13 protein-coding genes are annotated in these 12,168 nt (G+C 62.9%); 4 read left to right on the top strand and 9 right to left on the bottom strand.

Going from position 1 to position 12,168, the window contains the following annotated elements:
* Positions 1-1,107: a polyamine ABC transporter substrate-binding protein gene (locus IVB50_RS25405; protein ID WP_247297618.1), complete on the top strand. Its 1,107-nt coding sequence runs from the start codon at positions 1-3 to the stop codon at positions 1,105-1,107.
* 13 nt (positions 1,108-1,120) lie between these two features.
* Here the strand turns inward: IVB50_RS25405 and IVB50_RS25400 are convergent, their stop codons facing one another.
* From IVB50_RS25400 to IVB50_RS25375, 6 genes are all read right to left on the bottom strand, one after another.
* Complete coding sequence (locus IVB50_RS25400; protein ID WP_204510907.1) at positions 1,121-2,053, bottom strand: lipid A biosynthesis lauroyl acyltransferase; 933 nt, start codon at positions 2,051-2,053, stop codon at positions 1,121-1,123.
* An 8-nt stretch (positions 2,054-2,061) separates the two neighbouring features.
* A complete protein-coding gene (locus tag IVB50_RS25395) occupies positions 2,062-3,339 on the bottom strand; it encodes a beta-ketoacyl-ACP synthase (RefSeq protein WP_018459333.1) in 1,278 nt (425 codons plus the stop codon).
* A gap of 99 nt (positions 3,340-3,438) precedes the next feature.
* Positions 3,439-4,644, bottom strand: coding sequence for a beta-ketoacyl-ACP synthase (locus tag IVB50_RS25390; RefSeq protein ID WP_018459332.1), 1,206 nt, complete (start codon positions 4,642-4,644; stop codon positions 3,439-3,441).
* A complete protein-coding gene (locus IVB50_RS25385; RefSeq protein WP_085352753.1) occupies positions 4,641-5,111 on the bottom strand; it encodes a 3-hydroxyacyl-ACP dehydratase FabZ family protein in 471 nt (156 codons plus the stop codon). Before IVB50_RS25385 ends, IVB50_RS25390 begins: the two co-directional genes overlap by 4 nt.
* A 10-nt stretch (positions 5,112-5,121) precedes the next feature.
* Complete coding sequence (locus IVB50_RS25380; protein ID WP_007592476.1) at positions 5,122-5,409, bottom strand: acyl carrier protein; 288 nt, start codon at positions 5,407-5,409, stop codon at positions 5,122-5,124.
* A 249-nt stretch (positions 5,410-5,658) separates the two neighbouring features.
* Positions 5,659-6,000: a hypothetical protein gene (locus IVB50_RS25375; RefSeq protein WP_247297616.1), complete on the bottom strand. Its 342-nt coding sequence runs from the start codon at positions 5,998-6,000 to the stop codon at positions 5,659-5,661.
* 271 nt (positions 6,001-6,271) lie between these two features.
* Here IVB50_RS25375 and IVB50_RS25370 point away from each other — a divergent pair, with 271 nt between their 5' ends.
* Positions 6,272-6,895, top strand: a complete 624-nt coding sequence (locus IVB50_RS25370) for a ParB-like protein (protein ID WP_211399711.1) — start codon at positions 6,272-6,274, stop codon at positions 6,893-6,895.
* Positions 6,896-7,044: 149 nt separating this feature from the next.
* Positions 7,045-7,188 carry a hypothetical protein gene (locus IVB50_RS25365; RefSeq protein ID WP_201263842.1) on the top strand — a complete coding sequence of 48 codons (144 nt, stop codon included), beginning with the start codon at positions 7,045-7,047 and terminating at the stop codon, positions 7,186-7,188.
* Positions 7,189-7,205: 17 nt separating this feature from the next.
* Here IVB50_RS25365 and IVB50_RS25360 read toward each other — a convergent pair whose 3' ends face one another.
* The 3 genes from IVB50_RS25360 to IVB50_RS25350 all read right to left on the bottom strand — a co-directional run bounded on the left by IVB50_RS25360 (position 7,206) and on the right by IVB50_RS25350 (position 10,767).
* Positions 7,206-8,147: a hypothetical protein gene (locus IVB50_RS25360; RefSeq protein ID WP_085395871.1), complete on the bottom strand. Its 942-nt coding sequence runs from the start codon at positions 8,145-8,147 to the stop codon at positions 7,206-7,208.
* Positions 8,148-8,345: 198 nt separating this feature from the next.
* A complete protein-coding gene (locus IVB50_RS25355; protein ID WP_026233779.1) occupies positions 8,346-8,924 on the bottom strand; it encodes a peroxidase-related enzyme in 579 nt (192 codons plus the stop codon).
* 103 nt (positions 8,925-9,027) lie between these two features.
* Positions 9,028-10,767 (bottom strand): DUF87 domain-containing protein, encoded by a 1,740-nt coding sequence (locus IVB50_RS25350; RefSeq protein WP_247297614.1) that lies wholly within the window; start codon positions 10,765-10,767, stop codon positions 9,028-9,030.
* A gap of 437 nt (positions 10,768-11,204) precedes the next feature.
* Here IVB50_RS25350 and IVB50_RS25345 point away from each other — a divergent pair, with 437 nt between their 5' ends.
* Positions 11,205-12,167, top strand: a complete 963-nt coding sequence (locus tag IVB50_RS25345; RefSeq protein WP_085353038.1) for a catechol 2,3-dioxygenase — start codon at positions 11,205-11,207, stop codon at positions 12,165-12,167.
* Position 12,168: the final 1 nt, after the last annotated feature.

The raw sequence follows: 12,168 nt of genomic DNA, 5'->3' as shown, positions 1-12,168 counted from the left end.
ATGACCAACGTCAGCCGCTGTGGTTTTGGCCTTGCGATCGCCGCCGCGCTGACGTTGCTCTCCGCTCCTGCCGTGGCCGAGGAGCGGGTCGTCAACTTCTACAATTGGTCGAACTACGTGGCGCCCGACGTCCTCCAGGCCTTCACCAGGGAGACGGGCATCAGGGTGGTCTACGACACGTTTGACGCCAACGAGACGCTGGAGACGCGCCTGATGGCCGGCAAATCCGGCTATGACGTCGTGGTGCCCACCGCCTATTTCCTCCAGCGCCAGATCAAGGCCAACATCTTCCAGAAGCTCGACAAGTCGAAGCTGCCGAACCTGGCCAATGCCTGGCCGGTGGTGACCGAACGTCTCGCGATCTACGACCCCGGCAACGTCTACGCCGCCAATTACATGTGGGGCACGACCGGCATCGGCTACAATGTCGCCAAGCTGAAGCAGATTCTCGGAGCGGATGCCAAGATTGACAGCTGGGACATCGTGTTCAAGCCGGAGAACCTCGCGAAATTCAAAGACTGCGGCGTCCACATGCTGGATTCCGCCGACGACATCTTTCCGGCGGCGTTGAACTATCTCGGGCTCGATCCGAACTCGACCAAGCAGGCCGACCTCGAAAAGGCCGCCGATGTCGTCACCAAGGTGCGGCCCTCCGTGCGCAAGTTTCATTCGTCCGAATATCTGAGCGCGCTCGCCACCGGCGAGATCTGCTTCGTGGTCGGCTGGTCCGGCGACATCATGCAGGCCCGCGCCCGCGCTGCCGAAGCCAAAAGCGGCATCGAGATCGGCTACGCCATCCCGAAGGAGGGCGCGCAGATGTTCTTCGATAATCTCGCGATCCCCGCGGATGCCAGGAACGTCAGCGAAGCCTACGAGCTGATCAACTATCTCTACCGTCCGGACGTGGCCGCCAGGAATACGGACTTCCTGTCCTACGCCAATGGCAACCTCGCCAGCCAGAAACTGGTCGATCCGAAAATATTGAACGACAAGAACATCTATCCGGACGAGGCGACGCTCGCAAAGCTGTTCGTCATCACGGCGCGTGAGCCCGCGACCCAGCGGGTCATCAATAGGCTTTGGACCAGGGTGAAGACGGGGCGGTAAGCACTACTGTCCGCTACCGCCACCTGCGGTGCAGCCACAGCCACTGCTCCGGATGCTCGCGCACCCAGTTTTCCACCACGCTCGTGATCGCCTGCGTGGTGCCCTGGATGTCGATCTTGCCGTCGGCGTCGCGCACCGGGTGGACCTCTTCGGTGATCTCGGCGGTGAAGCGGCCGCCGGGCAGGCGGATGACGCGGACGCCGTGGATCGGGCATTCGACCTGTCGTAACAGGCGCGCCAGCATCGGATTGGCGCGGGTCTTGCGGCCGAAGAAGGTGACCTCGACTCCGCCGGTCAGATACTGGTCGATCAGCATCGCGACGTGCTTGCCGTCCTTGAGCGCCTGGGCAAGCCGCAGCGGCGCGTCGCGCCCCGCCGGGATCAGCGTGCCCATGTTGACCTGTCGCATCTCCTGGATGATGCGGTCGGCGGAGGCGATATTCGGGCGGCGGTAGAGGATCGCTGCATCGAGCCCGTGCGCGACCGCGGCGAGCGCCGGTAATTCCCAATTGGCCAAATGTGCGGCGAAGATCAACGCCGGCTTGCCGTCGTCGCGGATTTGATCGAACAGCTCGATGCTGCGGCTGGGCAGTTCGATCCGACTGTTTTCTGGATGATCGCGGTCGTAATCCCAGACCTGGTCCATATGGGCGAATTCGGCGCCGACGCGACCGAGATTGTCCCAGACGCCCATCAGGATGGCTTCGATTTCCTCGGGCGACTTGTCCGGAAACGCCGCGGTGAGATTGGCGCGGCCGATGCGGTGCTCGCGCAGGCGCGGGCCGATCAGTTTGGTGACGCGTGCGAAAAAGTCCGAGGTCTTGGCTGGATCGAAATAACGCGTGGTGCGCAACATGCCGACGGTGGCAGCGCCGATCAGCCCTCCACCGATCGACTTTGCCGTCTGCCGCGCGCGGGCCTTCGTCCTCGCCGGAAGCAGCGCCATGCGTCCGGTCAGGCCGGTTCGCGGGTCAGGATCAGCGAGGCGTTCTGGCCGCCGAAGCCGAACGAGTTCGACATCACCGCGGTGACGCGGGCATCGCGTGCCTTGTTGCCGACGACGTCGAACAGGATCGTGGGATCCGGATTGTCGTAGTTGATCGTCGGCGGGATACGCTGATGCTCCAGCGTCAGCAGCGAGAAGATCGCCTCGACCGCGCCCGCGGCCGAGATGGTGTGGCCGACCATCGACTTGTTGGAGGTGACCGGAATCTTCGAGACGAGCTCGCCGAACACGGCCGATGTCGTATTGTACTCCATCTTGTCGTTCTCGGGCGTCGCGGTGCCGTGCGCGTTGATGTGGTCGATCTGATCCGGCGTCATGCCGGCATCGGCCAGCGTCTTGTTCATGCAGCCGATGATCGGCTTGCCGTCGGGCGAGGAGCGGGTGCGATGGAAGGAATCGGTGAGCTCGCCGCAGCCGGCGATTACGCCGAGTATTTTTGCGCCGCGCGCGGTGGCGGCTTCATAGCTTTCGAGCACCAGCGCACCGGCGCCTTCGGCCATGACAAAACCGTCGCGGTTCTTGGAGAAGGGACGGGAGGCCGCCTGCGGCGGGTCGTTCTGGGTCGAAAGCGCCGAGAGCAGCGAGAAGCGCACCAGCGCCTCCGGATTCACGGTGCCGTCGGTCGCCACGCACAGCGCGGCATCGGTCTCGCCGCGGCGGATCGCCTCGACGCCGAGCTGAATCGAGGTCGCGCCCGAAGCGCAGGCCGTCGACAACGAGATCGGCGAGCCCTTGGTGCCGAAGGTCTCGGCGAGGTAGGCGGCGACCGAACCGAACATGAAGCGGTGGTGATAGGCGCTGTACTTGCCGCCACCGGAGATGCGCAGCAGATCGTCGTAATTGAAGTCGGGTTTGCCGACGGCGCGGCCGAGTTCGCGGCGCTGCGGCCATTCGACTTCGACCGGTGCGACCGCAAGAAAGAGAGGACCCGGGAAATCCGCCTTGGTGCCGATCCCGGCCTGGTCCAGCGCTTCCTGCGTCACCAGTTCGGCCATCCGTTCGGACAGGCCGGTGGAGGAGAACGGATCGACGCTGACGAAATCCACCGTGCCGGCCATCGTGGTTTTGAGGCCGTCGACCGGAAAGCGCGTGATGGTGCGGATGCCGGATTCGCCGGCGACGAGCTTCGCCCAATTGTCGGTCTTGCCGTTGCCGAGCGAGGTCATGATGCCCATGCCGGTGACGACGACGACGGGACGCCCGAGTTTGTCGCGTGGTGCAGTCATGTCGATCCCCGCTTGAGCTGGAGCATGATCCGAAAAAGCGTGACGCGGTTTTCCGAGAAGATCATACCCAAACAATAACCTGCCAAAGCGTAACGCGCTTTAGCTTACTGCCTCGACCAGCGCCATGCCTTCGCCGCGCCAGTGTCCGGCCCCCACCACCACAATCTGGGTGGGCGCTCCCTGCATTTCAATCTCGGTGCCCGTGGAATCGTTCGGCGGAAACAGCGCGCCGCGAGAGATCGACAGCGCGGCGAGCGCGATGCCGAGCGGGAATTGCGTCTCCATGGTGTGGCCGAACATCGTGCCGGTCGAGCGCACCGGGAACTCGGCGTGGCCCTTCAGGAAGGCGCGCTCTTCTGATGTCGCAGGCTCCGCGCCGGTCGCGCCGGATATGATCGCGCCCTTGCCGTCGCGCTTCGGCAACTTTGCCCAAAGCTTCTCCAGCGTCGCGGCCATGTCGCCGGGGGTCTTACGACGGGCAAGGTCGGCAACGACGCTCGACAGCTTTGCGAATGGTTTTGCGCCGCGCGCTTCCGCATGGGCCTTCGATTCCAGCACCAAGAACGCGCCAGCCGAGCCGAGCGCGAAGCCGGCGTGGTCCTTGCGCGCCCACACGGGGGCGAACTTGTCCTTCAGATTGAAGTCGCCGAATTCGTAGAGGACCATCAGGTCCTTGCGCTCGCCATTGTGCGAGCCGCCGATCAGCGCGATGTCGCTCTCGCCGGAGGCGATGCGCGACAATGCAATGCGGGCGGCATCGGCGCCGGCAACCTCTTCACCCATGAAGGTGCGCGAGGTGCCGCCAATGCCGTGCACGATGGCGATGTTGCCGGCGAGCAGGTTGGAGAGCTGGGCCAGGAACAGCGTCGGCCTGAGATCGCTCATCAGCCGCTCATTGAGGAAGCCGGGCGCGTTGGCGCCCTTGGCCTCGGCCGTGAGCACGCCGGTGTCGACGTTGAGATCGCGTTCACCGCCGCCGGCGGCGACCACCATGTCGATCTTCGACAGGATGTCCTTGTTGCCCTTGATCCCGGCGGAGTCGAGCGCAAGCCCGGCCGCATAGGTGCCGATGCGCTGCCAGGCTTCCATCTGGCGCTGGTCGCCCTTCTTGGGGATCTGGCTGTCGAAGGTGACAGGCATCAGGGGGTGCACAATGTAGGGTGCAAAGCCCTTCTCGTCGACATTGATGCGCTTCTCCTGAAGCGCGGCCCAGTTGGCGTCCAGGCCCTCGCCGAGCGAGGTGGCCAGGCCAATGCCGGTGATCCAGACTTCCGTCTGGGCAGGCTTCGAAGCAGTCTCGGTCATGGCAATACGGCCTGTTGCGGAAAGCCGACGCGTTTGGCGACCGCGTCCATGTGGGCGCGCATATCCGCATGGGGAAAGGGAATCTGCGTGAAGGTCAGCGTCGAATTCGCGCGCAGCTTGCCGCCGACCTTGATCTTGGCTTCGGTCACGGCGTAGCCTGAGCCCTGATGGGCCAGGCTCGCCTCGATGCTCATGAGATCGCCGGGGAAGACCGAGCCGCGGACCTTGGCCTCCTTGACGGCAGCCAGGATCGGCATACGCTCGAATTTGAGCACGCCAAGCTGAAGCCAGCCCGAGGCCTGCGCCATCGATTCGATCAGGAGCACGCCGGGCATCAGGGGATAGCCCGGGAAGTGCCCTTCGAAGATGGTGCTCTCCATCGGGACCTGAGCCTCGACAACAATCGTCTTCGCGTCGACGTTGAGGTCGACGACGCGATCTATCATGTGGAAGTATTCGAGTTGCATGACCGCGCGCTTAGGCGCTCGCGCCCTTGGCCGCAACCAGTTCGTCGATGCGGGCGCACAGGTTTTTCAGCACGAAATACTGCTCGGTGGTCGCTTTGCCGTCGTTAACCTCCTGAGTCCACTTTTCCAGCGGCAGCTTGATACCGAACTGCTTGTCGATCGCGAACGCGATGTCCAGGAAATCGAGGCTGTCGATGCCGAGGTCATCGATGGCATGGCTATCCGGCGTGATCGTGTCGCGCGGGATGTCGCAGGTTTCAGCGATGATCGTAGCGACCTGATCGAATGTGGAGGACATCACTAAGCCTTTGATATATTGCAGATGTTTGTCAGATTTTCCAGAGTGGAACGATGGGTGGGCATCGCGCCCCGATGACGCCCTCAACCCCCCTCTGGCCGGGTCGAAAGCCCGTATATCGGAGCGCCGCCCTGAGTTCAATGGAGCCGGACGGGTGTGGGGACCGGGCTGGGGACGCCCCGGCTGAGCCGTTTCGGCCGAAGGAGCGCCAGCGGGCCTACCAGACGTCTTGCTTACCAGATGTCCTGCCTAGATGTGCGGCGTCGTGATCTTGACGCAGTCGCGGCGGCCCATCAGCACGCAATCCTGGGTCCGGCGCAGGTCGGCGATGCTCACCGCGAGCCAGATCCCCATCGCGGTCAGTGCGATGGTGAAGGCCAGCGCCGCGATATTGGCGAGCATGCGACGGCGGAAATCGTCCGGTTCGGTGCGGGGCTCCTCGTAGCGCGACAGGTCGAGCCGCTCGGGCGCGACGCGCAATTGCTGCACGCTAGCGTTGCCGCGGTGGGCCGTCGGGGAAGGCGAGGTGCGCGGCCTGAACTGGAGCACCCGGTGCTCGTCATCCGAGCTTATGGGCCGCTGGGTTGTCATGGTGCAGGGATCACTCCGAAGCAGCGATTTTTAGATAGCATACGTAGTGAACGCGTTGCAGAAAATTTTCTCAACGCGCACGTGCATTGCGCGTTCGCACTATCCTGCAGGACTGCGAACGAAGGACCGTGGAACCGTGGTCGTTCGGGGCCTGCAGAGGGTGCGATGCAATAATATCCACCGAGCCGAATGCATTTGCCGGCGCGGTGCCCATGACATAGTCCAGGGAACCTGACCACGCAGCTGCAACCATGTTAGGGGCCTTTCGACCATGACCAATACGCGCGAACCGAGAGTGCATCCGGTGTCGATCCTGTCGCTGCGGCCGACGCAGATGACGGTCGGGATGCGCGAGGTCAAGGAGAAGCGCAAGCGCTGGCGCGAGCACGACAAGAAGAAGCAGGCCGATCTGCTCGGCAAGCATATGATCCCCGTCGTGCACGGCCCCGACGAGCGCTATTACGTGATCGACCATCATCATCTCGGTCGCGCGCTGCACGACGAGGGCGTCAAGGAGGTGCTGGTCACCATTGTCGGCGACCTCAGGATGGTGGAGCGCGAAGCGTTCTGGGGCGTGATGGACAACAAGCGCTGGGTTTACCCCTACGACGCCAAGGGCGAACGGCGACCATTCCGCGATTTGCCCAAATCCGTCGTCGACCTCAAGGACGATCCTTTCCGGAGCCTTGCCGGCGAACTGCGCCGCATGGGCGGCTTCGCCAAGGACACCACGCCCTTCTCCGAATTCCTGTGGGCCGACTATCTGCGTCGAAAGCTGTCGCGCAAGGCTGTGGATGCCAATTTCGACAAGGCGCTCGAGAAGGCGATGTCCTCAGCCAAGAGCAAGGATGCGATCTATCTGCCCGGCTGGTGTGGGCCAGCGGAGGATGATTAGGCGCAACGCTCGCAGCAGCAGGCATGCGGCTCCGCAAACTGGATCTGATCACAGCCTCTTGAGTGAAACCATCTCCCGTCCGCGCGAAGCAGTGCTGAAACAAAGCCGTGCCACTTGTTGGAATTGTCGAGCTCACACAGGAGGCCGAAATGCGCCGTCTGATTTTCGCCGTTGCCCTGCTCGTGGTCGCTTCAGCCGGGATCTCGGCATCGTTTGCCGCAGTTCACCATGCCAAGACGTTGACGTTTTCCGAGCGCTTTGCCCCGGCGCTCGAGTTGATGGCGCAGCGCTAGGACAGGTTCACGCCAGTTCAACCAGCAGCGTCGCGATCGATTTTGCGCAACCGCACAAAGGCGGCCCAGGCCCGCGGATAATCCTTGTCCGCGGGATCAATCGTAAGTAGCGCGCGGCATGCTTCCTTGATCTCCTCAGGCGAAGGACGCTTGGCCGGAACGCCAGATGATTTGGCCTTCTCCCAGCGAGCCTCGATATCTGTTGCGAAAGCCAGGGCCTCGGCGCTCGTCCGCTTCTGCGCCGATTTCGCCAGCGGATGGTCCGAGGGGAAACTTGGCCATGCAGCCGGCGGCTGATCGACACGCCACGTCAGTTCATCTGCTTGTCGCGCCTCCACGCCCGAACCTGAATGCTGTGCTGCTGGCGCCCATCCTGCCCCTGCTGAGGCTGGCGAACCCGATGAGCCGGCTGATCTCCGCGGGACCGCCGAACCTGGCGCCACCGCCGCTGTCTGTCCGGCCAGCTGGCCAAGCTGTTGTTCCATCGTTCCGCCGCTCGACTTGGGGATGACTTTTTCGATGGTCTTGATCATCGACAGCGCGCCTGGCGATATCAGCGTGTTCTGGTCGGCAATTTTGTCGTCGGCCGCGCCTGGGCAGGGCTTGTAAGCAGAGCGCTGCGACGTCATCCGGCCGTCGTCGTCGATACGGGCAAAATCGATCGAGACGGTGTAAACGAACGCGGCCTCGACATACTGCCTCTCCTTGTCCATCGCTTTTACGGAGCCGCATACGTATCTTGCCTGGTCTGCATCGATCGTTCGCAGGCCGTTGAAGTGAGCTGAATTCGGCGCAACGAGGACGCGTAAGACGGCAGCCCGCGCCTTGCCGTGCTCCGATTCGAACATGCTCCATATCTCGTTCGCGTTGATGATCTCCGGCTGATAGTTCCATGCGTATCCGGCAGCGAAGAATGTCGTGCCAATACAGGTCGCGATAACAAATGCCCGCACGTTCATGAGAAGCCCCCCAACAGGCACGACTCATCCGCGTCTCCGGGGACGGAAACTGCGCAAGTTGTGCCAAGGCGTTTGTGCTAGTTGAGGGTGAGATTCTTAATTAAACGTGTGCGATTGCGAAAACACAGAGTTCCCGTCAAGCGGGAACTCATCCGCTGCATTGTGGCGATGCGTTCCTTCCGCCCTCGCGGCGGTCGGTCATTTCTTCGGCAACCGTCCCATCAGATAGAATTCGTCGTTCGGCCGCATGCCGGTGAAATTCGCCAGCCGGTTCGACAGTGCGAAGAAGGCGGAGATTGCGGCGATGTCCCAGATGTCGTCGTCGCTAAAGCCATGCGGCGCGAGCGCGGTGAAATCGTCCTCGGAAATCCGCTGCGCATCGGCCGAGACCTTCATCGCGAAGTCGAGCATCGCCTTTTGCCGCGGCGTGATGTCGGCCTTGCGGTAGTTCGTGGCGATCTGGTCGGCGATCAGCGGGTTCTTGGCACGGATACGCAGGATCGCGCCATGCGCGATCACGCAATACTGGCACTGATTGGCTGCCGAGGTCGCGACCACGATCATCTCGCGTTCGGCTTTGCTGAGGCCGCCGTCCTTCTCCATCAGTGCGTCGTGGTAGGCGAAGAAGGCGCGGAACTCGTCCGGGCGGTAGGCCAGCGTCAAGAACACGTTCGGCACGAAGCCGCTCTTCTCCTGGACGGCGAGGAGACGCGTGCGGATGTCGTCAGGGAGCGCATCGAGGGCGGGAGCGGCGAAGCGTTGCACAGGCTTTGTCATGGGCATGGATTCCGGCTTGGGGCCGGCAACCATAGTCGATGCGGGTGCCATGCTCAACGTGACGCCAGGCTCGCAATGCCGGCGCTGGAAAACGAGCGTCGCTTTACCGCAGCGGCTTCTTCAGCAGCGAGAAGCGGTCCGGATCCAACCCCATCGACGGTTGCAGCATCGGAGTTTCGATGCTGGAGAGCGTCTTCGCGGGCGGCGCCGAGAACACCGGATCGTTCGGCACGTCGCGCTGCGAGGTGGCACCGCGCCAGCGCTCGAGCACGGCGCCGACGAAATGCATGTCGTGACCGGAGGTGACGGAGGGCACGCTGCTGATCGTGGCTTCGCCGCGCGGCAATTGATGCGGCGGCACCTCCTTGAAGCGCAGCCGCGTCGGCAGCGCGACACCTTCGCCGAATGCCAGCACTTCTCGGGTGCCGAGCGAGGGCACGAACGAAAGCAGGTTCGCGGCCGCATCCGACACCGCGGCGCGCAGCAGCGCCTGGTCGCGCTCGTTGGCAAGGCGCATCGTGAACAGCGTGTTGCACTGGGAGATGATGGTGGCGTCGAGCTCGGCCGGACGCTGGGTGATGAGGCCGAGATAGACGCCGTATTTGCGGCCTTCCTTGGCGATGCGCGACACCGCCTTGCGGGTCGGCCCGAAGCCGACATTGCGATCGGCCGAGGCGTAGCGGTGAGCCTCCTCACAGACGAACAGCATCGGCGAAACGCCGTCGCTCCACAAGCCGAAGTCGAAGGCCATGCGGCAGAGCACCGAGACGACGGAATCGATGACCTCGGCCGGGAAGCCGGCGAGCTGCATCACCGTCATCGGTTTGCCGTTGGCCGGCAGGCGGAACAGGTGACTGATCACCTCGGCCATGGTGTCACCGCCGACATTGGCGTTGTCGAACATGAAGGCGTAGCGCGGGTCGTTGCGGACCGCCTCGATGCGGGAGATCAGCTTGTGAAAGATGATGCGCGAGGAGCGGTTCTCGAGCTTGCCCATGCGCTCGTCGATCAGCGACATCAGATCAACCAGGCGATAAGGCACCGGCGTATCGACGGTGTAGCCGATCTGCTTGGGATCGATGCGCTTCAAGCCGATGCGGTCGGCGTTCTGGTACTGGGTATAGACGCCCTTGGCGAGCGGAATGACCTCGGCGAGGACGTCGAGCTCCTCGGGCACGCCGGCGCGGCCGCCGAACAGCACGTCGACGATTTCCTCGAAATTGAACAGCCAGAATGGCAGTTTCAGATTGCGCGGGTTGAGCACCAGCGCGCGGTCGCCGAAGCAGCGGCCATATTCGTTGTGCACATCGAGCAGGAAGATGCGCAGGTTCGGGCGTGCCTTGAGGATCTCGTTGAGCAACAGCGACACACCGGTCGATTTGCCGACGCCGGTCGATCCCAGCACTGCAAAGTGCTTGGAGAGCATTTCCTCGATGTCGACATAGGCGACGACGGAGCTGTCCTGCTGAAGGAAGCCGACATTGATCTGGTCGGAACCGGTGGGCGCGTAGATCGTGCGCAGCTCCTGGCTCGTGATCAGGTCGACCGAATCGCCGATGGTCGGATAGTTGGTGACGCCGCGCTGGAATTTGGCCTTGCCGGTCGCGTTGAGGATTTCGCCCAGCAGGTCGACCGAGGCGATGGCGATCAGATTGTCGTTGCTCGAGAGGTTCTCGCAGGACACCTCGGTGATCATGGCGACGATGACCGAGCTGGCGCAGCGGATACTGACGAAGCGGCCGACGGTGGCCCGAACTTCCGAGACCGGCATGCGGCTTTCAGCCAGCAGCCCGACCCGGGCGAGCGATCCGCGAACCGAAATCACGCGTCCAAAGGATGTCACAATGAATGAACCTGGCAAGAGCAACGGGTTGTCCGGACTATGCACGGCCGTCGCTGGACAAACGGTTAAGCGGCAGGCGCCGGCGCTTCGTTAAATCCGCGACAATTCAGGTGCGAGGATTGTTCCCAATACATACTCCCTGGCAGTAGCGGCGGAAAATGCTGCTTTTTCCCGGCCGACGGGTCCGAGAGTGCTTAAGAGAGATTTTACCATTCGGGCAGTCGGTCCGCGGTTCCGGGACGGGTTGGTCATCCTGGATGGTCCGTCATCCGTTCCGGGCGGCGATGTTTGATTTGTTGACGGGACCTAATCATTTGTACATTAGTACAAATAAACCGGCGGCCTTGTGCCGCCCACCGGCGCGTGAGTGGATTGCAGCCTGTGCCAGATCGCGGGATCCGGTCCAGCGGATCGCAAGCCACGTCTTGGAGGACACCATGCAGCCCGAACCGATCCTCGATCTCGCTCATCTCGGCCACATGGAGCTGTTGACACCCAAGCCGGACGAGAGCCTGAAATTCTTCGTCGACGTGATGGGCATGACCGTCAGCGGACAAAAGGGCGAGTCGGTCTATTTGCGCGGCTGGGACGATTACGAGCGCTATTCGCTCAAACTGACGGCGTCGAAGACATCGGGCATGGAGCACATGGCGTTACGTGCGCGCAGCCAGCAGGCGCTGGAGCGTCGCGTCGCGGCGCTGAAAGGGTCCGGCTTCGACATCGGCTGGATCGACGGCGACATGGGGCAGGGGCCGACCTTCCGCTGCCGCGATCCCGATGGACACATCGTCGAGCTCTACTACGAGACCGAATGGTATCAGGCGCCGCCCGAGCTGAAGCCCGCACTGAAGAACCAGGCGCAGCGCTTTCCCGCGCGCGGCGTCAATGTCCGCCGCCTCGATCACCTCAATTGCCTCGCCGTGGACATCAAGGCCAACCGGGAGTTCTTCGAGAATTATCTCGGCTGCCGCCTCACCGAGCAGATCGTGCTGAACGACGGCCGCGAAGCGGCGATGTGGCTGACGATGTCGAACAAGAGCTACGATTTCGCCTATTCGCTCGACCATTCCGGCACGGCCGGCCGCTTCCACCATGTCACTTACGCGCTCGACAGCCGCGAAGAGATTCTGCGCGCTGCCGACATCTTCCTGGAGAACGGCATCCACATCGAGACCGGCCCGCACAAGCACGCGATCCAGCAGACCTTCTTCCTCTATGTCTACGAGCCCGGCGGCAACCGCGTCGAAGTCGCCAATGCCGGCGCGCGCCTCATCCTCGCGCCCGACTGGAAGCCGATCGTGTGGACGGAAGACGAACGCAAGAAGGGGCAGGCGTGGGGCCTCAAGACGATCGAGTCGTTTCACACGCACGGCACGCCGCCGGTGCAGCACAAGAAGTAGC

Source organism: Bradyrhizobium sp. 87, from assembly GCF_023073015.1.
Classification (GTDB): domain Bacteria; phylum Pseudomonadota; class Alphaproteobacteria; order Rhizobiales; family Xanthobacteraceae; genus Bradyrhizobium; species Bradyrhizobium canariense_D.
This window is presented reverse-complemented; position numbering and strand designations above follow the sequence as displayed.

What these genes read in the sequence shown, in the direction of transcription:
- IVB50_RS25405 (WP_247297618.1), top strand. Translation starts at nt 1, where the DNA reads ATGACCAACGTCAGCCGCTGTGGTTTTGGCCTTGCGATCGCCGCCGCG.
- IVB50_RS25400 (WP_204510907.1), bottom strand. Translation starts at nt 2,053, where the DNA reads ATGGCGCTGCTTCCGGCGAGGACGAAGGCCCGCGCGCGGCAGACGGCA.
- IVB50_RS25395 (WP_018459333.1), bottom strand. Translation starts at nt 3,339, where the DNA reads ATGACTGCACCACGCGACAAACTCGGGCGTCCCGTCGTCGTCGTCACC.
- IVB50_RS25390 (WP_018459332.1), bottom strand. Translation starts at nt 4,644, where the DNA reads ATGACCGAGACTGCTTCGAAGCCTGCCCAGACGGAAGTCTGGATCACC.
- IVB50_RS25385 (WP_085352753.1), bottom strand. Translation starts at nt 5,111, where the DNA reads ATGCAACTCGAATACTTCCACATGATAGATCGCGTCGTCGACCTCAAC.
- IVB50_RS25380 (WP_007592476.1), bottom strand. Translation starts at nt 5,409, where the DNA reads ATGTCCTCCACATTCGATCAGGTCGCTACGATCATCGCTGAAACCTGC.
- IVB50_RS25375 (WP_247297616.1), bottom strand. Translation starts at nt 6,000, where the DNA reads ATGACAACCCAGCGGCCCATAAGCTCGGATGACGAGCACCGGGTGCTC.
- IVB50_RS25370 (WP_211399711.1), top strand. Translation starts at nt 6,272, where the DNA reads ATGACCAATACGCGCGAACCGAGAGTGCATCCGGTGTCGATCCTGTCG.
- IVB50_RS25365 (WP_201263842.1), top strand. Translation starts at nt 7,045, where the DNA reads ATGCGCCGTCTGATTTTCGCCGTTGCCCTGCTCGTGGTCGCTTCAGCC.
- IVB50_RS25360 (WP_085395871.1), bottom strand. Translation starts at nt 8,147, where the DNA reads ATGAACGTGCGGGCATTTGTTATCGCGACCTGTATTGGCACGACATTC.
- IVB50_RS25355 (WP_026233779.1), bottom strand. Translation starts at nt 8,924, where the DNA reads ATGACAAAGCCTGTGCAACGCTTCGCCGCTCCCGCCCTCGATGCGCTC.
- IVB50_RS25345 (WP_085353038.1), top strand. Translation starts at nt 11,205, where the DNA reads ATGCAGCCCGAACCGATCCTCGATCTCGCTCATCTCGGCCACATGGAG.